The 23153-nt window shown below is 36.9% G+C and carries 22 protein-coding genes and 1 pseudogene; 21 read left to right on the top strand and 2 right to left on the bottom strand.

From position 1 onward, the window contains the following. Positions 1 to 23: 23 nt before the first annotated feature. The 12 genes and pseudogenes from HMPREF1128_RS01055 to HMPREF1128_RS10280 all read left to right on the top strand — a co-directional run bounded on the left by HMPREF1128_RS01055 (position 24) and on the right by HMPREF1128_RS10280 (position 13001). Entirely contained in the window at positions 24 to 812 is a 789-nt protein-coding gene (locus HMPREF1128_RS01055; RefSeq protein WP_007523399.1) for an ABC transporter permease, read from the top strand. Further along, a complete protein-coding gene (locus HMPREF1128_RS01060; RefSeq protein ID WP_007523306.1) occupies positions 812 to 1543 on the top strand; it encodes an ABC transporter ATP-binding protein in 732 nt (243 codons plus the stop codon). Before HMPREF1128_RS01055 ends, HMPREF1128_RS01060 begins: the two co-directional genes overlap by 1 nt. Positions 1544 to 1591: 48 nt before the next feature. Further along, positions 1592 to 3346, top strand: a complete 1755-nt coding sequence (locus HMPREF1128_RS01065; protein ID WP_010128174.1) for a glycosyltransferase — start codon at positions 1592 to 1594, stop codon at positions 3344 to 3346. Between the two features lie 13 nt (positions 3347 to 3359). Continuing rightward, the gene (gene glf / locus HMPREF1128_RS01070) at positions 3360 to 4505 is read left to right on the top strand and encodes a UDP-galactopyranose mutase (RefSeq protein WP_007523343.1); all 1146 of its coding nucleotides are present in this window, start codon (positions 3360 to 3362) and stop codon (positions 4503 to 4505) included. Between the two features lie 72 nt (positions 4506 to 4577). Further along, positions 4578 to 5504: a glycosyltransferase family 2 protein gene (locus HMPREF1128_RS01075; protein WP_007523335.1), complete on the top strand. Its 927-nt coding sequence runs from the start codon at positions 4578 to 4580 to the stop codon at positions 5502 to 5504. A gap of 1 nt (position 5505) precedes the next feature. Beyond that, positions 5506 to 6276: a DUF4422 domain-containing protein gene (locus HMPREF1128_RS01080; RefSeq protein ID WP_007523382.1), complete on the top strand. Its 771-nt coding sequence runs from the start codon at positions 5506 to 5508 to the stop codon at positions 6274 to 6276. Between the two features lie 11 nt (positions 6277 to 6287). Continuing rightward, on the top strand, positions 6288 to 7355 hold the full coding sequence (gene rfbB, locus HMPREF1128_RS01085) for a dTDP-glucose 4,6-dehydratase (RefSeq protein WP_007523351.1): 1068 nt from the start codon (positions 6288 to 6290) through the stop codon (positions 7353 to 7355). An 84-nt stretch (positions 7356 to 7439) separates the two neighbouring features. Further along, positions 7440 to 8858, top strand: a complete 1419-nt coding sequence (gene wbaP, locus HMPREF1128_RS01090) for an undecaprenyl-phosphate galactose phosphotransferase WbaP (protein WP_007523321.1) — start codon at positions 7440 to 7442, stop codon at positions 8856 to 8858. A 163-nt stretch (positions 8859 to 9021) separates the two neighbouring features. Continuing rightward, positions 9022 to 10869 carry a translational GTPase TypA gene (typA, locus tag HMPREF1128_RS01095; protein WP_007523319.1) on the top strand — a complete coding sequence of 616 codons (1848 nt, stop codon included), beginning with the start codon at positions 9022 to 9024 and terminating at the stop codon, positions 10867 to 10869. A gap of 60 nt (positions 10870 to 10929) precedes the next feature. After that, a pseudogene (locus HMPREF1128_RS01105) lies at positions 10930 to 11805 on the top strand (DMT family transporter). A gap of 102 nt (positions 11806 to 11907) precedes the next feature. Beyond that, complete coding sequence (locus HMPREF1128_RS01110; RefSeq protein WP_007523384.1) at positions 11908 to 12726, top strand: transferrin-binding protein-like solute binding protein; 819 nt, start codon at positions 11908 to 11910, stop codon at positions 12724 to 12726. Between the two features lie 131 nt (positions 12727 to 12857). Then, a complete protein-coding gene (locus HMPREF1128_RS10280) occupies positions 12858 to 13001 on the top strand; it encodes a hypothetical protein (RefSeq protein ID WP_007523388.1) in 144 nt (47 codons plus the stop codon). A gap of 64 nt (positions 13002 to 13065) precedes the next feature. Here HMPREF1128_RS10280 and cysK read toward each other — a convergent pair whose 3' ends face one another. Beyond that, on the bottom strand, positions 13066 to 14013 hold the full coding sequence (gene cysK / locus HMPREF1128_RS01115; RefSeq protein WP_007523329.1) for a cysteine synthase A: 948 nt from the start codon (positions 14011 to 14013) through the stop codon (positions 13066 to 13068). 189 nt (positions 14014 to 14202) lie between these two features. Continuing rightward, the gene (gene tyrS, locus HMPREF1128_RS01120; RefSeq protein ID WP_007523328.1) at positions 14203 to 15393 is read right to left on the bottom strand and encodes a tyrosine--tRNA ligase; all 1191 of its coding nucleotides are present in this window, start codon (positions 15391 to 15393) and stop codon (positions 14203 to 14205) included. A gap of 209 nt (positions 15394 to 15602) precedes the next feature. On the opposite strand from tyrS, the gene ilvG reads away from it, so the two are divergent. The 9 genes from ilvG to HMPREF1128_RS01165 all read left to right on the top strand — a co-directional run bounded on the left by ilvG (position 15603) and on the right by HMPREF1128_RS01165 (position 23121). After that, entirely contained in the window at positions 15603 to 17258 is a 1656-nt protein-coding gene (ilvG, locus tag HMPREF1128_RS01125; protein WP_007523385.1) for an acetolactate synthase 2 catalytic subunit, read from the top strand. Position 17259: 1 nt separating this feature from the next. Continuing rightward, the gene (ilvM, locus tag HMPREF1128_RS01130; RefSeq protein WP_007523401.1) at positions 17260 to 17478 is read left to right on the top strand and encodes an acetolactate synthase 2 small subunit; all 219 of its coding nucleotides are present in this window, start codon (positions 17260 to 17262) and stop codon (positions 17476 to 17478) included. A gap of 470 nt (positions 17479 to 17948) precedes the next feature. Then, positions 17949 to 18185, top strand: a complete 237-nt coding sequence (locus HMPREF1128_RS01135) for a hypothetical protein (RefSeq protein WP_007523376.1) — start codon at positions 17949 to 17951, stop codon at positions 18183 to 18185. Positions 18186 to 18253: 68 nt separating this feature from the next. Then, positions 18254 to 18859, top strand: a complete 606-nt coding sequence (locus tag HMPREF1128_RS01140) for a hypothetical protein (RefSeq protein WP_007523341.1) — start codon at positions 18254 to 18256, stop codon at positions 18857 to 18859. A 139-nt stretch (positions 18860 to 18998) separates the two neighbouring features. Next, the gene (locus HMPREF1128_RS01145) at positions 18999 to 19721 is read left to right on the top strand and encodes a hypothetical protein (RefSeq protein ID WP_010128177.1); all 723 of its coding nucleotides are present in this window, start codon (positions 18999 to 19001) and stop codon (positions 19719 to 19721) included. A 68-nt stretch (positions 19722 to 19789) separates the two neighbouring features. After that, positions 19790 to 20287 (top strand): hypothetical protein, encoded by a 498-nt coding sequence (locus tag HMPREF1128_RS01150; protein ID WP_007523339.1) that lies wholly within the window; start codon positions 19790 to 19792, stop codon positions 20285 to 20287. A 183-nt stretch (positions 20288 to 20470) separates the two neighbouring features. Beyond that, positions 20471 to 22309 (top strand): dihydroxy-acid dehydratase, encoded by a 1839-nt coding sequence (ilvD, locus tag HMPREF1128_RS01155; protein WP_007523334.1) that lies wholly within the window; start codon positions 20471 to 20473, stop codon positions 22307 to 22309. 93 nt (positions 22310 to 22402) lie between these two features. Continuing rightward, entirely contained in the window at positions 22403 to 22738 is a 336-nt protein-coding gene (locus tag HMPREF1128_RS01160; protein ID WP_007523357.1) for a glycosyltransferase family 25 protein, read from the top strand. Positions 22739 to 22800: 62 nt separating this feature from the next. Next, on the top strand, positions 22801 to 23121 hold the full coding sequence (locus tag HMPREF1128_RS01165) for a hypothetical protein (protein ID WP_029494962.1): 321 nt from the start codon (positions 22801 to 22803) through the stop codon (positions 23119 to 23121). The last annotated feature ends 32 nt before the right edge of the window (positions 23122 to 23153 follow it).

Below are 23153 nucleotides of genomic sequence, written 5' to 3' on the forward strand. Positions count from 1 at the left end.
TTATATAAAAAGTGATGTAAATAATGAAGACAATTGTAAGTGGGTTTCAGCGTTTTTTGGCTTTTGATGAGCTACTTAAGCAGCTAGTTATTCGCGATGTAAAACTTAAATATAGACGAAGCTATCTGGGTTATTTGTGGAGTATTTTAAATCCACTAATGTTAATGATGGTGTTAGTGGTTGTTTTCTCAAACATATTTCGTTTTGATATTCCAAACTTTCCACTTTATATGATTGCCGGTCAAACAATGTTCAATTTTATGATTGAGGCAACCAATAATGCAGTTTGGTCTATTACTGGAAATGCTTCATTGCTTAAAAAAACCTATGTACCGAAATATATTTTTACCCTTTCTAAAGTAGGAAGCTCATTAGTTAATCTTGTCTTTTCTTTGGGCGCCTTAGTGCTAGTGATGGTTTTTACTGGTGCTGAGTTTTCTTGGAACCTTTTATACTTTCCTATTATTATCTTGCAAGTGCTGATTTTTAGCTTAGGTATTAGTTTATTTTTAGCGGCAGCAACAGTTTTCTTCCGAGATATTCAATATCTTTGGGGAGTGTTTACTTCCATGTGGATGTATCTAACTCCCTTGTTTTATCCAGTAAACATCATTCCAGAAGAATATCGTTGGGCATATATGAATTTAAACCCAATGTATCGTTATATTGAGCAATTCCGAGATATTGTGTTATACGCTAAAGCACCAGATTTTAATTCCATGCTAGTTGGATTTATTGTCGCTTTTGGATTTTTGATTTTAGGTGCTTGGTATTTTAATAAAAAACAAGACGAGTTTATTTTATATATCTAATGAATACAGAAACTGTTATTAAAGTCACTAATGCTACCGTTCGTTTTAATAAAGCAACCGAACAATACAATGGCTTAAAAGAGTATGTGATTAAGATGCTAAAGGGCGAACTTATGTTCCAAGAGTTTTTAGCATTAAGAGATGTAAATCTTGAAGTAAAGAAAGGCGAATCGTGGGGGCTAATTGGTACCAATGGTTCAGGTAAGTCAACGCTTCTAAAACTCATTTGTGGTATTTTAAAACCCTATAAAGGTACGGTAGAAGTACACGGTAATATTGCACCGTTGATTGAGCTAGGTGCAGGTTTTGATGGCGAACTTACTGCAAGAGAGAATATCTATCTCAATGGTGCTCTGCTTGGGCATAAGAAAGCTTTTATGGAGCAGCATTTTGATGAAATTATTGAGTTTGCGGAACTGCAAGATTTTGTGGATGTGCCACTTAAAAACTTTTCATCAGGAATGGCAGCACGGTTAGGCTTTGCAGTGGCAACGATAGTGAAGCCAGAAATTTTAATTGTGGATGAAGTATTGGCTGTAGGTGATGCAGCATTCCAAGAAAAATGTAAGCAACGGATGGAAAAAATGTTGGCTGGTGGCACAACGCTTTTATTTGTTTCTCACTCTATCGACCAAGTTAAAGAGCTTTGTCAGAATGTTATTTGGATTGATAAAGGTGTTGTGAAGGCAATAGGTAAAGCGGAAGATGTAATTCCACTATATGACAGATAAATTTTAGTTTTTTAGTACAAAATAACAGTATTTAATACAGGTATATTTATGCATACTTTACAAAGAGCGGTATTTCCTAGTTTTTCATTATGTTCGCAAACGGAGTTATATTTTAGATATAACGAATTTGTAGATTTAGATATAAATAATCGTATATTAAAGTTGGCTAAGTTTGGTGTTTTTTCTACAGATACTTATTTTAATAGTATTAGTGTTGGTAAGTGGAAAAGACATACTAATGTTGATAGCCTTCAATTTTTAATTAAATTTAAAGGTAAAATAAAGATTGTTTGGAATTTAAAACAGTTGCATTTTAGTGACCGAATTTTGAGTGAAGAATATCTTGATAGTGATGAAGTAACAACATTGCATATTCAACTTCCTTTTTGGGAAAATATTGAAGATGGGATGCTTTCTTTTGATATTGAAGCTTTCTCTGATGCGGAAGTGATGGATTTCTCTTATTTAACAGAGTGCAATACTCAAAATGTTATAAAATTAGGAATTGTCATTACTCATTTTAATCGTCAGAATTTTGTATTGCCAGCCGTTGAGCGATTAAATAACCAATTATTAAAAGAACCTGAATTTAATAATAAGGTTGATTTATATATTGTTGATAATAGCCAAAATTTACCAGAAATTGAAAATGTAACTATCATTCCTAATGAAAATTTAGGTGGTTCAGGTGGTTTCACTCGAGGTTTAATGCATCTTAAGGAAAGCGGTAGTTATACTCACTGTTTGTTTATGGATGATGATGCTTCGTGTGAGGTTGAGGGTATTAAGCGTACAATATCTTTCTTAGAGCATGCTTTAGATCATAAGACTGCATTAGCAGGGGCGATGCTTAGAGAGGCAGAAATGTTCCGTCAATTTGAAAATGGGGCAAAATTTGATGGCGTCTGTAAAGCGGTTAAACCAAATCTAGATCTAAGAGAGGTTAATTCTTTATTAATCAATGAACAAGAAGAACATATTGATTATGGTGGTTGGTGGTTCTTTGCATTTCCATTATCAGAAGTAAAACATTATGCTTTCCCTTATTTTGTGCGTGGAGATGATTCGGGATTTAGCCTAGTTCATGATTTTAAAATTTTAACATTAAATGGTATTTCTTCATGGCAAGAAGATTTCTCATTAAAAAATGGACCATTACCACATTATTTAGATACTCGTTATCACATTATGCATTATTTACATAATTTGGTTCGAGGAAATGCAAAAGATGTGATAAAAACAACCGCTAGAATGTGCTTAAAAAATCTATTGTCATATCAATATGAAACAGCATTGGCTTCTATTTTAGCGATGGAAGATGTAATGAAAGGAAAGTCTTTTTGGGAACAGAATGTTAGTATGTCTGAAAGACGACCTGAAATTCAAAAAATAATTTCTGCTGAAAAAGTTATAGATATTCCTTATGAGGTTTCGTCCAATGTTATTTGGGGAAAACCAGAAGAAGGACGTCTTGCTCGATTATTCCGTTGGGCTACATTAAATGGGCATATTTTACCAAAAGTATTCTTTAAAAAAGGTATGGTGTGGCAACCTAAAGGATTTGGCGGTAATTTAAGAGAAGTTTATCGCTATAATAAGGTGCTTTATATCCATTGGCCAACTCAAAAGGGATTTATTCTTGAGCATGATAAGAAAAAATTCTTTAGTTATTTAATTAGATATACTAAAGCTGCGTTTAATTTATATAAGAATTATGATTCTCTTAAAAAAGAGTATCAATCATCTTATGATGAGTTAACCAGTGCAGAATTTTGGAAAAAACAATTCAAGCAAGATAAATAAAAGGTAAGTATTTATGAAATTTTTATTAGTCGGCGCAGGTTTCTCCAATGCCGTTATCGCTCGCGAATTAGCAGAGAAAGGTTATAAAACGGTTGTTATCGATTCTCGTAGCCATGTAGCAGGTAACTGTCACTCTGAACGTGATGCTGAAACAAATGTAATGGTGCATGTTTATGGCCCACATATTTTCCATACTGATAATGAGCGAGTATGGACTTATGTGAACAATTTTGGTGAGTTTATGCCATTTGTTAATCGTGTAAAAACAATTAGTCAAGGTGCGGTGTATTCTCTCCCAATTAACTTGCATACGATTAACCAATTCTTTGGCAAAACGTGCTCACCGAAAGAGGCAAAAGCTTTAATTGAGGCGCAAGCAGATTTGTCTATTACTGATCCGCAAACTTTTGAAGAGCAAGCGATGCGTTTTGTTGGTAAGGATTTGTATAAAGCGTTTTTCTATGGTTACACCAAGAAACAATGGGGTGTTGAGCCAAAAGAGTTACCGGCAAGCATTTTAAAACGTTTACCTGTGCGCTTTAACTATGACGATAACTACTTTGCACATAAATTCCAAGGTATGCCGAAAGAGGGATATACACAGATTGTGGAAGCGATTTTAGATCATGAAAATATTGAAGTGCGTTTAAATACGCCATTTGCTGAATCGATGAAGGCAGAATTTGATCATATTTTCTGGTCGGGTCCTTTAGATGCGTACTTCGGATTTGAGTTAGGTCGCTTAGGTTATCGTACCTTAGATTTCGAAGCATTCCGAGATGAAGGCGATTTCCAAGGTAATGCAGTAATTAACTACGGTGATGAAGAAGTACCATATACTCGTATTTCAGAACATAAACACTTTGCACCATGGGAACAACACGAGAAAACAATTTGTTATCGTGAATTTAGCCGTCTATGTGGTGAAAATGATATTCCGTATTACCCGATTCGTTTAGTGAAAGATAAAGCTCTTTTACAACAATATGTTGAAAAAGCGAACAAGGAAACGCAAGTTACTTTCGTCGGTCGTTTAGGTACTTATCGTTATTTAGATATGGATGTGACGATTAAAGAAGCTTTAGAAACAGCTGATGTTGTAAAAGAATCATTAGAAAAACAGACCGCACTTAAACCATTCTATGTGAATATGGATTAAGTATAGCGAGCCTATCATCAAGCCATATACGATTTCGTGTATGGCTTTTGTTTAAATAAAATTGAGTCAATTATGCATACTGAAAAATCAATTTGTGCAGTGGTTGTGACATTTAACCGCAAAGCATTATTATTAAATTGTTTAAATGCACTGAAAGCCCAAACACATCCTTTAACTCATATTGTGGTGATTGATAATACCAGTACTGATGGCACAGCTGATTTTTTAGGTGAGCATGGTTGGACAAATAATGATGCTTTTACTTTGATCACCTTGCCCGAAAATATGGGAGGGGCAGGCGGATTCCATGAGGGAATCAAGTATGCTTTTGAGCATGGCTTTGATTATATTTGGCTAATGGATGATGATGGTGTTCCTGCGAATGATTGTTTAGCGAGATTATTCCCATTTGCGACAGAAAATAATTATTTAGGCCCATTAGTGCTTGATATTAAACAACCCAATAAATTTTGTTTTCCGATGCGACTACCTTCAACCTTGAAAAGGTTAGATACGTTAGCTGATCTGAGAGCATTAGAAATCAAAGAAAAAATAGACGGTATAGTTATTCCATTTAACGGTATTCTGCTTTCATCGAAAGTGGTTGAAAAGGTCGGTTTCCCTTTAAAAGAGTATTTTATTTGGGGGGATGATATGGAATACACGGCAAGAATGAAAAAATATGGTGTAGACATTGCTTCTATTGTAGATGCTTATTTTTATCATCCTAAAGATGAATCATTAGGTACGCCGATGTTTTTTAATAAACTACATTTTAACGATACACCATCGAAGTTGAAACTTTATTGCATGTGTAGAAATGCTATATCCAATCATAAAAAATATAGTGGCTATTTGCATGTTTTGGCATTTATATTTAAAGTTTTATGGTTCTATTCATTGACCAAACCTAGTTTTTCTAAATTGAGTATCGCTGCCAGAGGAATTTTTCATGGCATAATGAGGGACTTCTCTCATCATAAGGATTACTTAAAATAATATGCAAAAGCTTACTGTATTAGTGATTACGCATAAAGACTATGAATTTCCTCATTCAGCATGTTATCGTCCGCTGTTTGTAGGGGGTGTTGCAAGCGGTCTAAAAAATGAGGACTTTTACCAAGATAATTCAGGTATAAATATTGCTGAGAAAAACAGTAGTTTTTGTGAACTTACCGGGCTTTATTGGGCTTGGAAAAACGGTGTGTTTGAAAATAATCAATATGTTGGGTTGGTACATTATCGCCGCTATTTTTCGGGTAAAGCATTATATTTGAAAAAAAAACAAATTGCTTCAGAGTCAGAGCTGTTAAGCATTTTAGATAAATGTGATGTAATTTTACCGAGAAAACGGAATTATTTTATCGAATCAATTTACTCTCATTACCAACATGCACATCATATCAAAGATCTTGATATAACAAGGACAGTTATCACTGAATTGCAACCTGAATATTTAAAGAGTTTTGATACCGTGATGCAAGGTCGTAAACTTCATCTATACAATATGTTTGTAATGTCATCAGAAAAAGCATCAGAATACTGCCTCTGGCTTTTCTCTATTTTGTTTGAATTAGAGAAGCGCCTAGATATTACTCAGTATGATAATTATCAAAAAAGGGTCTTTGGGTTTATTGCAGAACGTTTGTTTAATGTTTGGGTGCTACATAATCAATTGAATGTGAAGTTTCTTCCTGTAGTAAATTTAGAGGGAGAGAATTTATTGAAAAAAGCGTTTGGTATGATTAAGCGCAGAATAGTTAAAAAATAGAAAGAAATAAAATGCCTAAAAAATTGTTAATTACAGGTGGGGCTGGTTTTATCGGTTCTGCTGTAATTCGTTATATTATCGAAAACACACAAGATAGCGTAGTCAATGTTGATAAATTAACCTATGCGAGCAATTTAGATTCTTTAGAGTCGGTTAAAAACAATCCGCGTTATGCTTTTGAGCAAGTAGATATTTGTAATATAAAAGAATTGTCTCGAGTATTAGAACAACACCAACCTGATGCAATTATGCATTTAGCGGCAGAAAGTCATGTTGATCGCTCTATTGATGGCTCAGCGGTATTTATTGAGACAAACATTGTAGGCACTTATACGTTATTAGAGGCTGCTCGTGTATATTGGGATAATTTGAGTGATGAGAGAAAAATGGCATTTCGCTTTCATCATATTTCAACGGATGAGGTTTATGGCGATTTAGCCCTACAAGATAGTTTATTTACCGAAACTTCTCCTTATTCCCCAAGCAGCCCCTATTCGGCTTCTAAGGCATCAAGCGACCATTTAGTGCGAGCATGGGCTCGAACTTATGGTTTACCAATTATTGTTACGAATAGTTCAAATAATTACGGGGCTTTCCAGTTCCCTGAAAAATTAATTCCTTTGATGATCTTAAATGCTTTAGCTGGAAAGCCACTACCAATATATGGTAATGGCCTACAAAGACGAGATTGGCTATTTGTAGATGATCATGCACAAGCACTATATAAAGTTGTCACGGAAGGAAACGTTGGCGAGACTTACAATATTGGTGGGAAAAATGAAAAAGCGAATATTGATGTCGTACTTGCAATTTGTCATTTGTTAGAAGAGCTTGCACCAAATAAGCCTAAAAATGTGGCGAAATATGAAGATTTAATTTCGTATGTCAAAGATCGACCAGGCCACGATTTGCGTTATGCGCTTGATATCACAAAAATTGAACATGAATTAAGCTGGAAACCAAAAGAGACATTTGAATCAGGTATTCGTAAAACAGTAGAATGGTATTTGAATAACAAAAAATGGTGGAGCCGTGTGTTAGATGGTTCATATCACCGCGGATATTTGAGTGTTAAATAATTTACAAGCGGTGAAATTTTATGTGCTTCTTGCAAAAGTGCAAAAGCATATAAAATCGTATGCAGAGTTAACAAGGGAAATAATATGGTAAAAACTTATCGTTCAGCGCCTTTTATCAATAAGCTTAGCCTTATTGGTACAGACTTTTTCTCTTATATTTTCTCGATCTCTGTGGGTTACTGGCTTTCTCCATTAAATGATTTTTCTAATGATATTTTGGAAATTAAAGGTTCTATTTATCGCGCGGGTTCTTTTTTACTTGCCATGCTAGCCAGTATTGGCATTTTATGGGTGGTTTATCGACATTACACCTATCGTAAACCTTTTTGGGATGAGTTAAGAGATCTTTTCTTCACGCTTTTTGTTATTTCATTGGCTAATTTGGCATTACTGGTTTTTGCAAAAGTTCCGGAACCACTTGAAACCTGGATAAGCGTTTATGGCGTGCTTTTTGTTTGCTTTCCTATTTTCCGTTTGCTGTGTAAAAAAATATTGAGCCTGAAAGGAATGTGGGAGATGCCAAGTGCCATTATAGGTACGGGCAGGAATGCTTTTAGAGCGTATAAAGCGATTCAAGCAGAAAAAAATCTCGGTTATCAAGTCACCGCTTTTGTTGCAAAACAAGATTGTGGCCTTTTAGCCAAAGATTTGGAGTTTATCACCGAGCAACAATTTTTTAAGCAAATAGGAAAATTTGAGAAAATCTTTATTGCATTAGAGCATGATGAGGCGGAGTTGCTGGCTTATTGGGTAAAGAAGCTATCTCGCCTGAATTTCCGTAATGTATCTATCATTCCTTCCTTGCAAGGCATTCCGCTTTATGGGGCAGAGGTTTCTCACTTTTTTAGTTCAGAAACTATTGTTTTGCGGATTCCGAATAATTTAGCCAAGCGCTCAACACGTTTTGTTAAACGGACTTTTGATATTATCGTGTCTAGTTTGCTCTTAGTTTTTCTTTCTCCACTTTTTTTAGGAATATGGCTAATTATTAAAAAGGATGGCGGTTCTGCGGTATATAACCAAGTTCGAGTAGGGCGCAATCGTAATGTATTTAAGTGTTATAAATTTCGTACGATGGTACCTAATTCACAAGAAGTGTTAAGAGCGCTACTAGAAAAAGATAAAGAAGCGCGTAAGCAATGGAAGAAAGAGTTTAAATTAAAAAACGATCCGAGAATTACACAAATTGGTCATTTCTTACGTAAAACTAGTTTGGATGAATTGCCTCAGTTATGGAATGTGTTAAAAGGGGATATGAGCCTTGTTGGGCCTAGGCCTGTAACACGCCAAGAACTTAAATATTACGGTGACGATATTATTTATTATCAGATGGTTCGCCCAGGATTATCTGGTTTATGGCAGGTTAGTGGGCGTAATGATATAGATTATGCCACACGTGTTTATTTAGATGCTTGGTATGTCAAAAACTGGTCGCTATGGAATGATATGGTGATTTTAGCCAAAACCGTGAATATTGTGCTAAAGCGTCAAGGTGCTTATTGATACATAATTTGCAAATTTTTCTACAAATTAACCCGCTTGTTTCATAGCCAATGCTGAGAATTTAGCGTATAATTTGACCCCTCAAAATTCCGTAGGGTGGTCTTGGTTCTGCTAGGGAACGAAGTCCACCCTTTTCTTTCAATTTAGTATATTAAGAATTTCAATGCAAAAATTAGATATTTCAAAATTGCGTAACATCGCAATTATTGCGCACGTTGACCATGGCAAAACGACTTTGGTAGATAAATTATTACAACAATCAGGTACATTAGGGGAAACTCGTGGTGATGCAGATGAGCGTGTAATGGACTCAAATGATATTGAAAAAGAACGTGGCATTACCATTCTTGCAAAAAATACCGCAATTAACTGGAACGATTATCGTATTAATATCGTAGATACGCCAGGACACGCAGACTTCGGTGGTGAGGTTGAGCGCGTGCTTTCAATGGTGGATTCTGTATTATTAGTTGTTGATGCGTTTGATGGCCCAATGCCTCAAACTCGCTTTGTAACGCAAAAAGCGTTCGCTCACGGTTTAAAACCAATCGTTGTGATCAATAAAGTTGACCGCCCGGGTGCTCGTCCTGATTGGGTGGTTGACCAAGTATTCGATTTATTCGTTAATTTAGGTGCAACAGACGAACAATTAGATTTCCCAATTATTTATGCATCAGCATTAAATGGTGTAGCTGGTTTAGAGCATGAAGAATTAGCACCAGATATGACGCCATTATTTGAAGCGATTGTAAAATACGTTGAGCCGCCGAAAGTAGAATTAGATGCCCCGTTCCAAATGCAAATTTCTCAATTAGACTACAATAATTATGTAGGGGTGATTGGGATTGGTCGTGTTAAACGTGGTTCAATTAAACCAAACCAAAGTGTCACAATTATTGATGCAGATGGTAATTCGCGCAATGGTAAAGTTGGTCAGGTATTAGGCCATTTAGGGTTAGAACGTTATGAAGCGCAAGAAGCTTTCGCGGGCGATATTATTGCGTTGACTGGTTTAGGTGAGTTAAACATTTCAGATACTATTTGTGATATTAACAATCCAGAAGCTTTACCAGCATTAACTGTTGATGAACCAACAGTAACCATGTTCTTCTGTGTAAATACTTCACCATTCTGTGGTCAAGAAGGTAAGTTTGTGACTTCTCGCCAAATCCTTGAGCGCTTAAACAAAGAGCTTGTGCACAACGTAGCATTACGTGTGGAAGAAACAGAAAACCCAGATGAATTCCGTGTTTCTGGCCGTGGTGAATTGCACTTATCGGTGTTAATTGAAAATATGCGTCGTGAAGGTTATGAGTTAGCAGTATCTCGTCCGAAAGTAATCTACAAAGAAGAAAATGGAAAAAAACAAGAGCCATTTGAACAAGTAACGATTGATATTGAAGAGCAACACCAAGGTGCAGTTATGGAAGCATTAGGTATCCGTAAAGGTGAAGTGAAAGATATGATCCCAGATGGCAAAGGTCGTACACGTTTAGAGTATGTGATTCCAAGCCGTGGTTTAATTGGTTTCCGTAACGAATTTATGACCATGACTTCGGGTACAGGGTTACTTTATTCAAGTTTCAGCCACTATGATGATGTAAAACCGGGCGAAATTGGCCAACGTAAAAACGGTGTGTTAATTTCTAATGCTACGGGTAAAGCATTAGCTTACGCCTTATTCGGTTTACAAGAGCGTGGTAAATTAATGATCGACCACGGTGTGGATGTATATGAAGGTCAAATTATTGGTATTCATAGCCGTTCAAACGACTTAACCGTTAACTGTTTACAAGGTAAAAAATTAACCAACATGCGTGCTTCAGGTAAAGATGATGCGATTGTATTAACGACACCTGTGCGTATGTCACTAGAACAAGCGTTAGAGTTTATCGATGATGATGAATTAGTGGAAGTAACACCACAATCAGTACGTATTCGTAAACGTTTATTAACGGAAACAGATCGTAAACGTGCAAGCCGTACGACAACAAGTACTAGCACACGTTAATATATCAAACCAAAAGGCGGACGAAAGTCCGCTTTTTTATCGGTGTTTAATGGGGAATCTATGACTACCAATCGTAATTATGCCGCACCTATGTTAGTGGTGGGGTGTGTGTTATTTGGTTTAGGGAGCCTTATCGTCAAATTTGTGCCAGTAGGTGGCTATGCAATTGCTTTTTGGCGCTTATTGATCGCATCATTTGTTTTTTATGGCTTAATGAAATGGAAAAAGCAAACTTTTCCCAAAAATCGAAAAGCTTGATGGTTTGGTATTTTTTCTGGCATTTTTTTAGCATTTGATTTAGCTTTTTGGCATGAAAGTATTTATGCTGTCGGCCCGGGAATTTCTACTTTACTCAATAGCTTGCAGATTTTCTTTCTTGCGACTATTGGCTTTTTCTTTTTTGCAGAACGCCAAAGTAAATTGCAATTATTAAGTCTTCTTCTGGCTGTTGCTGGCGTGGTAATGATTACTGGAGATGAACTGCAACATAATATGGCTGGCATATATGGTGTTATTATTGGCTTATTATCTGCAGCTATGCTTGCAGCTTCAATGGTAATGATTAAGCAAGTTCACCAAACTGAAAAAACATCACTATTCCCACTGATGTTTATCATTAGTTTAAGTGGCGCAGTTGCGTTAATTTTCCCTTCCGTATTCTTGAATGCAGAAAACTTTTATCCAATCTCTTGGCAAGATTGGGGGCTTATTCTGATTTATGGGGTAATTATGCAGTGTGTGGCATGGGGAATGATTGCCTATGCGATTCCTTATTTGTCGCTTAGTTTAACCGGCTTATTGCTTCTTTCTGAACCAGTTATTGCTTTAGTTATTGATGCATTTTATTTAGAGAAAGCAATTACACTTTGGCAATGGAGTGGCGCGGGCATCACGTTATTATCCATTTATTTAGGATCACTAAAAAGTCGCCACTAATAACGCGATACAAGCGGTTAAAAATTCGAGTGATTTTGCAAAATAGATAAAAAGCATTAGAATGATATATTAGGAAACAATCATTTATGGAGAGAGGTTCTCATGAAAACACAAAAAGTCTTTAGTCTCACATTATTAACCTTAGCTTTAGCTGCTTGTGGTAGTGGCGGAGGTAGCGGTGGCGGTGATAATCATCCAACACAGCCTGCTCAACAACCGGCAACGCAAACTACGAAACCAACAACATCAGAAACAAAACCATCCCAACCAACGGAAGAAAAACCGAAAAATACCATTACGGGGCATTATTATAATGGTTTCTTTGGGTTTGCAAGCAATATCTCAAGCAATGATATCAATGCAATTAGTGTGTGGGGAACCGATATCCAGCTGATTGATCCAGCAATGAAATCAGCTAACGGTTGGCTTTCTGATTCTGTAGATAATCGTTCAAATCGTATTGTGAGTGATTTCTTAAATCATGCTCGTGTAGGGCTAGCAATCAGACAAAGTGATGTAGTTGCCTTTGCTCAAGGTAAGGAAACTATTGCTGAAAATGTACCAACTGTGGGTAAAGCGCACTATAAAGGCCAACATATTTTAACAATAGAGCATTCTAAAGAGGTTCAGCAAGAGACTAAAGCGAAATACGGTTCATTCCGTGGTGATGCATTATTTGATGTCGATTTCGCTAATAAGAAAATAACAGGTTCTTTAGAACTCCCAACATTAGAAGGGCAGACTGAGACAGCTTATTTACCTATTTCTGCGACGATTAACGGAAATACTTTTGAAAAACGTGGATTCATTGATGATGTTAGTGTGAAAGGTAAATTCTATGGTGAAAATGCGAGTGAAATGGCGGGTGTTTACCAAAAAATGAATAAATTCACTGGTGCGTTTGGTGCTAAAAAACAGTAATAATGTTATTTAATTAGATTCATTAGAATAAAGGCTAAGTTTGTATCTTTTACAGCTTAGCCTTTTTCATTGAACTTAATTATTCAATGCATACCTAATTATCACTAAAATGAAACTAATAAGGATAAATTTTGCATCAAATTTTAAGGAAAATTTGTGCGGTATTATTTGCAACAAGCTTGTTAAGCAGCTGTTTGGTGACGTCAGTCGTTAGTGGTGTGGTTGGTACGGCGGTGGATGTAGTTGATACGGTTACGCCAGATATTACGGATTAAAGAAGAAAAGCGCTTATTAGCCTAAGCTGATAAGCGCTTTTGTGTGGGAGTGATTTAATAAAGATTATTCAATGCCTTCAAATAAAACAGTGCTTAAATAACGCTCTGAAGCAGATGGAAGAATGGCTACAATAACTTTATCTTTATTTTCAGGGAGCTTTGCAATCCGATCAGCTGCTGCTACCGCTGCACCAGAGGAGATACCCACTAAAATCCCTTCTTCTGCCATAACACGGCGGGCAGTTTTAATTGCTTCCTCACTAGAAACACGTTCTACACGGTCGATAAGTGATAAATCTAAGTTTTTCGGAATAAAGCCTGCACCAATGCCTTGAATTTTATGTGGGCCTGGTTTCACTTCTTCACCGTTTAAGGTTTGTGTAATGACTGGTGATTCAGTTGGTTCAACGGCAACAGAAGTAATTGCCTTACCTTTGTCTTGTTTAATAAAACGTGAAATACCTGTAATCGTACCGCCTGTTCCGACACCAGCAACGATAAAATCTACATTGCCATCTGTTGCTGCCCAAATTTCAGGGCCGGTAGTTTGCTGGTGAATCGCTGGGTTTGCAGGGTTTTCAAATTGTTTTAACATAACATAATGGCTTGGGTCGCTCGCAACAATTTCTTCGGCTTTAGCAATCGCCCCTTTCATTCCTTTTGAGCCTTCAGTTAAAACTAAATTCACACCTAAACCACGTAATAAACGTTTACGCTCGGTACTCATGGTTTCTGGCATCGTTAATGTAATTTTATAGCCACGAGCTGCCGCAACATAAGCAAGTGCTACGCCTGTGTTACCACTGGTGGCATCTACAATTTCTTTGCCAGCGGTTAAGATACCGTCTTTTTCTGCTTGCCAAACCATATTGGCTCCAATACGGCATTTCACACTAAAACTTGGGTTACGAGATTCAACTTTTACTAATAAGTTGCCGTTTTGACCAAAATGTTTTAATCGAACAAGTGGCGTATTTCCGATAGTGTATGAGTTGTCTGCATAAATTGTCATGGCTGAATTCCTTTTATAATTTCAGTAATAAGTGCTGAGAAATATAGCGCGTTTGAGCGAAATTGGTAGTAAAGAAAAATCATTTTATATAATTGAAAGGCATAAAAACGGAATGCAAGCGGTCAGTTTTGGTTAAATTTTTGCAAAAAATAAGGCGAGCTATACTCGCCTTATCTCAATGAGAATAAATTATTTTACCGTAATACGTGCAAATTTACGTTTACCAACTTGATAAACAAAAGTCCCTTTTTGTGCAGTTTGTTTCACATCTTCTACTTTTTCGCCATCAATTTTTACGCCACCTTGTTGTGCAGCGCGAATGGCTTCTGAGGTTGATGGCACTAAACCTGCTTCTTTTAAAAGCGATGCTAAGCCCATTTCACCTTCAAAGGTAAATTCTGGCATTTCATCTGGAATGGCACCTTTTTGGAAACGGTTGATAAATTCCTGTTCGGCTGCATCTGCTGCGACTTCATCATGGAAACGTGCAATAATTTCTTTAGCTAATAAAATCTTCACATCGCGCGGGTTTTTACCATTAGCCACATCAGCTTTTAATTGTGCAATTTCTGTTAATGGACGGAATGAAAGTAGGTTGTACCAATCCCACATTAATTCATCTGAAATTGACATGATTTTACCAAACATTTCGCTAGGTGCTTCAGTAACCCCAATGTAGTTCCCTAATGATTTAGACATTTTTTTCTCGCCGTCTAAACCCACTAATAATGGTAAAGTCATTGCGACTTGTGGTTTTTGACCGTCAGCTTTTTGTAATTCACGACCAATTAATAGGTTGAAGGTTTGGTCTGTACCGCCTAGTTCTACGTCAGCTCTTAAATGTACTGAGTCATGACCTTGTAATAATGGATAGATAAATTCGTGAATCGCAATCGGTTGTTGGTTTGAAAAGCGTTTTTTGAAGTCATCACGCTCCAGCATACGCGCAACCGTATAGTTAGATGCAAGGCGGATCATACCTACAGTACCTAGCTCACCTAACCAATCTGAGTTGAATACAATTTTGGTTTTTTGTGGGTCAAGAATTTTGAAAATCTGTTCTTTATAAGTTTCAGCATTACGCAGTACATCTTCACGAGAAAGTGGCGGACGAGTTGCATTTTTGCCTGATGGATCGCCTACAGTCGCAGTAAAGTCACCGATTAAGAAGATGACTTCGTGTCCAAAGTTTTGGAATTGACGAAGTTTATTTAATACCACGGTATGACCTAAGTGAATATCTGGTGCAGTTGGGTCTGCGCCTAATTTAATGCGTAATGGGCGATTTTCTTTAAGTTTCTCAACTAAATCAGCTTCTGAATAAACATCTTCTACACCTCGTTTCAGTTCTGAGATGATCTGATCGATTGATTGCGTCATTGCGGTATCCTTTTATTTAATATCAAAAATGCGCTTATTATAACGGGCTAAATCTAAATTGACACGGAAAACTCCGTCAAATCAGTACAATTTCTCTCAAATTGGAAAATGTTCGACAATTTTATTCGGGCTTTATCTTTTAATATAGATTAAATTGTGCTATCAATATGCCCTTATTTTACAGGAAAGAAAAAAGGACATAACAAATTATGAATGGTGCAGCTTTAATCATTGAAAGCTTAAAAGCACAGGGGGTAACGCATTTATTTGGCTACCCAGGCGGGGCAATCATGCCAACCTACGATGCAATTTATGACTCAGGTCTTGACCATCTCCTTTGCCGTAATGAACAAGGTGCTGCAATAGCCGCAATTGGTTATGCGCGCTCTACGGGTAAAGTTGGCGTTTGTGTCGCAACGTCAGGCCCAGGTGCAACCAACTTAGTAACAGGTTTAGGCGACGCCTTTGCTGATTCTGTACCTATCGTGGCGTTTACTGGTCAAGTAGCAGCACCACTTATCGGTACAGATGCTTTCCAAGAAGCCGATGTTTTAGGTTTATCCCTTGCGTGTACCAAACACAGCTATATTGTTCAATCTGTTGAAGAACTCCCTGAAATCATTGCTTCCGCTTTCCAAATTGCACAAAGTGGCAGACCAGGCCCTGTATTAATTGATGTACCTCGCAATATCCAAGTCGGCGATGTACCCGAACATATCAAACCCATTGTAAAACCAACCGTAAAACCAACCGCACTTTCAGAATTAAAATTAGCGGAAGCCAAAGCGTTATTGGCACAAGCGAAAAAACCGGTGCTTTATGTCGGTGGTGGCGTAGGTATGGCAAACGCAACGCAAGCGGTCAGAAAATTCCTACAAATTACCAAAATGCCATCTGTTTCGACATTGAAAGGTTTAGGCTCAATTGACCCAACCGATCCCGTTTATATGGGCATGATTGGTATGCACGGCACAAGACCAGCAAACATTGCCGTACACGAATGTGATTTATTGTTAGTGTGCGGTGCGCGTTTTGACGACCGCGTGACGGGTAAATTAGACAGTTTTGCGCCACAAGCTAAAGTCATTCATTGTGATATTGATGCGGCAGAAATCAACAAACTCCGTGTAGCAAATGTCGCCCTTCAAGGTGATTTAATTCAAGCCTTAGAAGCTTTAAGTATCCCGCTTGCGATTGATGATTGGCGTGCACATATTCAAGCGCTGAAAGCTAAACTCGATTTTACTTATATCGACAATGCAGGTAATCGACCAATTGACCCTTGGTCATTACTCAACACACTTTCTCAGCGTAAACCTCAAAATGCGGTGATTTGTACCGATGTTGGCCAACACCAAATGTGGTCTGCGCAACATATGCGTCATTTTGCACCAGAAAACTATATTACCTCCGCGGGGTTCGGCACCATGGGATTTGGTTTACCTGCAGCGGTAGGTGCGAAAAAAGCACGACCTCATGATGAAGTGATTTTGGTGACAGGCGATGGTTCATTGATGATGAACATTCAAGAATTAGGCTCAATCAAACGCGGCAAATTACCCGTGAAAATTTTACTGTTAGATAACCAACGTCTTGGTATGGTGCGTCAATGGCAAGACCTTTTCTGGAACAAACGCCGTTCAGAAACCATTCTAGAAGATAACCCTGATTTCGTGATGTTAGCGAAAGCCTTTGATATTCCAGCTGAACGCATTGAGCGCGCTGATGACGTGGAGGAGGCACTTAATCGTTTATTAAATAGTGAAACTGCCTATTTATTGCAAGTATGCATTCCACCTGAAGAATGTGTATGGCCATTAGTGCCACCAGGCGCATGCAACACAGATATGCTGGAGGAAATTTAAGATGAACCAATATACTTTTGACTTGATCGCTCAACATCGCCCAGAAGTTTTAGAACGTGTATTACGCGTTATTCGTTTACGCGGCTTCACTGTGACTAATATGGAGATGGCATTGGTAGAAACCAAAGTGCAGTTAAAAATCACTGTAAAATCTGACCGCACTTTTGATTTGTTGGTGAATCAATTGGCGAAACTGCCGGATGTTTTAAATATTATTTAAAAAGAATTTGAAGGACAATACGATACAAAACAAATGGTTTACAAGTGCGTAGATATAGCTAATGGAGCAATTTAGTTTAAATGTAATTAAAAACTACTATTAAATCTGACCGCACTTTTATTTTAATTGGTAGGCTCTTTATCTAAATAATCGCATTTATAAACTTAATTTTATCAAATAATTTCTTCGTATTATCTTCTGCCAAATCTCCCCTATCCCTCTTTGCTAAAGAGGGGGAAAGAACGAGCGAGATTCTATATCATTGTTCTACTTTGATATGGCAGATATAAATTAGGCAGATGACAGCAAATTTATAAAGAAAATCCCCTCTTTAGCAAAGAGGGGTAGGGGAGATTTGGCAGTATCAATTAACGAAGAAATTAAAGAACATAATAAACTTTAACAAAAATTTACTTAGAGAGATTATTTATGCCAAAACTACGTTCAGCGACCAGTACACAAGGTCGTATATGGCGGGGGCGCGTGCCTTATGGCATGCAACAGGGATGAAAGAAAATGACTTTGGTAAGCCGATTATGGCAACAGTGAACCGATATTATGGTAGTAAAGTTAATAGCTCTTCGTATTCTGATGATAAAACTATTAACCCACTAGCTATTTTAACCGCACTATTGTGGTTTCCAGTTGCGATGATAGATTGTCTGAATGAACGAAGTGGATTCATTGATTTATGTCCGTTTCGTTAAGTTATCTCATTAATGAATTTATTCACAATAAATGAATAAAACTAGATTATTTTAAATAAGGAAAATATATGAAAAAACTATTTTTATTACTTAGCACATTGTTTCTTTTAGCTAGCTGTACGAGGGATTATTTGCAACTCAGCGAAGAAAAGGTAGGAAGTAAACCTGAAACTATACGCTCTTTCTTTATTGCCAACGATAAACTTTATGCGATAGGTGAACAGAATAGTTATGAGTTTAAAGATAGAGATACCGCAATCTTAATAGCCACCCTACAAGGCCCTAGAATGAAATTGTTTAAATCTGCGGAAATACTATCTCTTCACCAAAATATTGAGAATAATAAGGTTTATTCTGAGATAATTCTTGATTTCAATAAACCTGAGCCGACTCCATTTAGTAGTAAGAGTAGTTTTTACCTAGAAGGACAGACAATTAAGCTTCAAAACCAAAATGAAATTTTAGCTAAAAAAAGCTTAACTAAACCATTAACTACGGAACTAGTAGAATATAGAATTACACGAACAACTAAACGCAAATTTAGTAAGCAAGATACGAAAGAAGGTGCGACTATTGGCGCTTTAATGACTGGAGCAGCAGTTGGTGCGGTGCTATTTATTCCAGTTGCTATAATCGCAGCACCTTTTGGACTTTTAACTGGGAATGAAAACTAATTTAATAGCCTAGGAAGCGGTTAAGCTTTGCTAATATTTTGCAAATATTAAAATAAATTTACTACTTGGAGAGATTATTTATGCCAAAACTTGGGTAGACCAATAAGATGCATATATAATTTCCAAGAAGGAATACTTAATGAAAAAACTATTATCATTCATAATGCTATGTTCATTATTTTGTTTGTCAGCATGTTCTGTAGATAAAAATACAGAGTCTCATGTCACGTCAAGTAAAGAACCAATTCAGATGTTTATGTTTAGCCAAGATGGCAGGCTTTTTGTTTTTACTGATAAAGATAATTTTGAATTTAAAGGGCAAGATGTTTCTAATTTATCGACATTCCTTAATAGCCCCTATGCAAAATCAATAGAAAAAGTATCACCTGAACTTTATATATATTTGGATGAGGATAAAAAGCAATGGGCTTCATCATTCTTAAAAGTGCTTGTTAAAGCAGATAAATTAACGAAAAAACAACAGGATGAACTAATCAGTCAATTTAACTTTACACAAGCATCTCAAGCAAAAGACAAGGTTAAACAAGGGATAAAAGAAGATTTTGGTATTTCATCTCAACTTGATGTTTTTTATATTAAAACGTACAAGGCAGATGGCATTATCCAAGAATATAAAAATCGTGATGAATTACTAGCAAAATATAAACTGACAAAGCCTATTATGGCGACAGTTTATCGTACGACTTATACCACCAGTAAATCATATAGCCTTTCGGACACTGGTGAAAATATACTTACGGCGCCACTAATAATCTTAACGGCTCCATTGTGGATTCCGGTTGCGATGATAGGTTGTCTGAATGAACGAAGTGGATTCATTGATTTATGTCCATTCCGTTAAGTTATCTCATTAATGAAGTTATTCACAATAAATGAATAAAAATAGATTATTTTCAATAAGGAAAATATATGAAAAAAAGTACTTTATTCATGTTATCACTCTTATCTAGTGCGCTATTAACAAGCTGTATGTTACCTCATATCATTAAGCCAAGAACAGTGACGATGGATGAGATTCGTGCACTGGATTATGGTGCTGTTCCTAGAAACTATGAAAAAGTTATCGCTCAGCACTTATATGGTTCGCTTATTGATCCTAAATCCTTAATGATTGATAGCATTTCTAAACCAAGAAAATTTGTAGAGATAAAGCTTGACGAACGTAATACTCAGCCAAATGATGAATATTATAAAATCAACTTTAAGCCTAGCTATTTAGTATGCATTCGCTTTAATGCTAAGAATACCTATGGAGGATATGTAGGATGGGAATGGCAAGGATATTATTTTAAAAATAATGAGCTTATTCAAGTTATAAGCAGAGAATATCGTTGTGAAATCGATAAGGACGTTATTGTTTATAATCCACATATTTCTGATGAAGTTAACCTTGTAGGTTATGAATAATTTTTTAGTTCCCTCTGTTTTTTCTTAAACTTTGGTGGTAGGTAAAATTCGTTCTTTTCTATTGCTAATGATTTTAACTAAAAAGAGATTCGCTAAACCATTAACAGTTAAACTAATAAGCGGTTAAACTTTGCTAATATTTTGCAAATATTAAAATAAATTTACTACTTGGAGAGATTATTTATGCCAAAACTACGTTCAGCGACCAGTACACAAGGTCGTAATATGGCGGGTGCACGTGCCTTATGGCGTGCAACAGGGATGAAAGAAAATGACTTTGGTAAACCGATTATTGCGGTGGTGAACTCTTTCACCCAATTCGTACCAGGACATGTTCATTTAAAAGATATGGGACAACTGGTTGCTGCTGAAATTGAAAAAGCCGGCGGCGTAGCAAAAGAATTCAATACTATTGCGGTGGATGACGGTATTGCTATGGGTCACGGTGGGATGCTTTATTCCTTACCAAGCCGTGATTTAATCGCAGATAGCGTGGAATATATGGTTAATGCTCACTGTGCTGATGCGATGGTGTGTATTTCCAACTGTGACAAAATCACCCCGGGAATGTTAATGGCAGCAATGCGTTTAAACATTCCAACTATCTTCGTTTCAGGCGGTCCAATGGAAGCGGGCAAAACGAAATTATCTGATCAGCTTATTCGCTTAGACTTAGTAGATGCGATGATTGAAGCGGCAGATCCGAATGTAAGCGATGAGCGTATTGATGCGATTGAGCGAAGTGCTTGCCCTACTTGTGGTTCTTGCTCAGGCATGTTCACCGCTAACTCAATGAACTGCTTAACCGAAGCATTAGGTTTATCTTTACCAGGTAATGGCTCGATGTTAGCGACCCATGCTGACCGTAAAGAATTATTCTTAAAAGCTGGCCGTCAAATTGTTGAGCTTTGCAAACGCTATTATGAACAAGATGATGAAAGCGTCTTACCGCGTTCAATCGGTACCTTTGAAGCCTTTGAAAATGCCATGAGCTTAGATATTGCGATGGGTGGTTCAAGTAACACTGTTTTACACTTATTAGCGGCAGCTCAAGAAGCAGGCATAGATTTCAAAATGGAAGATATTGACCGCTTATCACGCGTTGTCCCTTGCTTAAGCAAAATCGCGCCAAACACCAATAAATACCACATGGAAGATGTGCACCGTGCGGGTGGGATTATGGGTTTATTGGGTGAATTAGATCGTGCTGGTTTAATCCATCGCAACACTAAAACCGTGTTAGGAACAACACTAGAAGAACAATTAAATCAATACGATATTATTCGTAACAAAGACGAAGAATTACACAAATTCTTCCGTGCCGGCCCTGCTGGTATTCGCACCACACAAGCCTTCTCGCAAGATTGCCGTTGGGATAGCGTAGATGATGACCGTGTAGGCGGTTGTATTCGTAACAAAGAAAATGCAATTTCTCAAGAAGGCGGTCTAGCGGTATTGTTTGGTAACATCGCTAAAGACGGCTGTATCGTAAAAACGGCAGGTGTAGATGAGTCTATCTGGAAATTCACTGGACGTGCTATCGTATTTGAAAGCCAAGAAGATGCAGTAGCTGGCATTTTAGGCGGTAAAGTGAAAGAAGGCCATGTAGTAGTAATCCGCTACGAAGGTCCAAAAGGCGGCCCAGGTATGCAAGAAATGTTGTATCCAACCAGCTACTTAAAATCGATGGGCTTAGGTAAAAAATGTGCTTTATTAACAGATGGTCGATTCTCTGGCGGTACATCTGGTTTATCTATTGGTCATGCCTCTCCTGAAGCCGCTTCTGGCGGTGCCATCGGTTTAGTACATAATGACGATATTATCGAAATCGACATTCCAAATCGCTCCATTAACCTTAAAATCAGCGATGAAGAATTAGCAAAACGCCGTACCGAGCAAGATGCCAAAGGCTGGCAACCAGCTCACCGTGAACGTGAAGTATCCTTTGCATTAAAAGTATTTGGTCACTTTGCGACATCTGCGGATAAAGGTGCAGTGCGTGATAAAAGTCTATTAAAGTAAAATTTTCATAAACTAATGAGATGCGTGGATTTAATATCTACGCATCTTTTTAGATAAGAGAAATTTGTTTTTATAAATTTTTAAGGATCTACAATGAAAGGATATGTAATAAATTTAGATAGGCAGCCTGAAAGACTCACTCATTTTTACCAACAACCAGGAAGTGAAATTTTTCAAAAAGTGTCTGCTGTTGATAGGAAGGTGTTAGATATTATTGGCAATAAAGAATTCTTTTTTGATGTGGCAACATTTACCCGAATGATACCTCGTGGCCCAACAATGGGAGAAATTGCTTGTACTCTTTCACACATTAAATGTTGGCAATTAATTGCTTTAGATGAATCTATTGACGAAGATGAATTTTGTTTAATTGCTGAAGATGATGTTACATTGTTACCGATTGAAAAAATACACCATCAACATTTTTAAGTGTAGTATCAGATATTACTAAAGTTCTTGAAGATACACATGTTGAATTAGTTAAATTACAGATGTTGTCTTATCGTGAGAGTAATTTGTTTACAGGAAGTGGAAATATTTCTTTAAGTAAATCAATAGCTACGGGATTGGATGCTTCTTATAATAATACAGGTTCCGCTTTATATTTAATAAGAAAATCACTTACACAAGCCATTATGCAAAAACTAAAAACCAAAAAACCATATTGGCTAGCAGATGGGTTTACTAAATTTTGTAATCCTGAAAATATGATGATGTGTTTGCCATTATTGGGTTATGTTCAAGATAATTTTCCTTCTGATCTAGAAGAAGAAAGAGAGATGCAAAGACAGGGATGTTCTGAAGGAAGTTAATGCTATCATGTTCAGTTTACTAAGGTTATTAT

This window comes from Haemophilus sputorum HK 2154, assembly GCF_000287615.1.
Classification (GTDB): domain Bacteria; phylum Pseudomonadota; class Gammaproteobacteria; order Enterobacterales; family Pasteurellaceae; genus Haemophilus_A; species Haemophilus_A sputorum.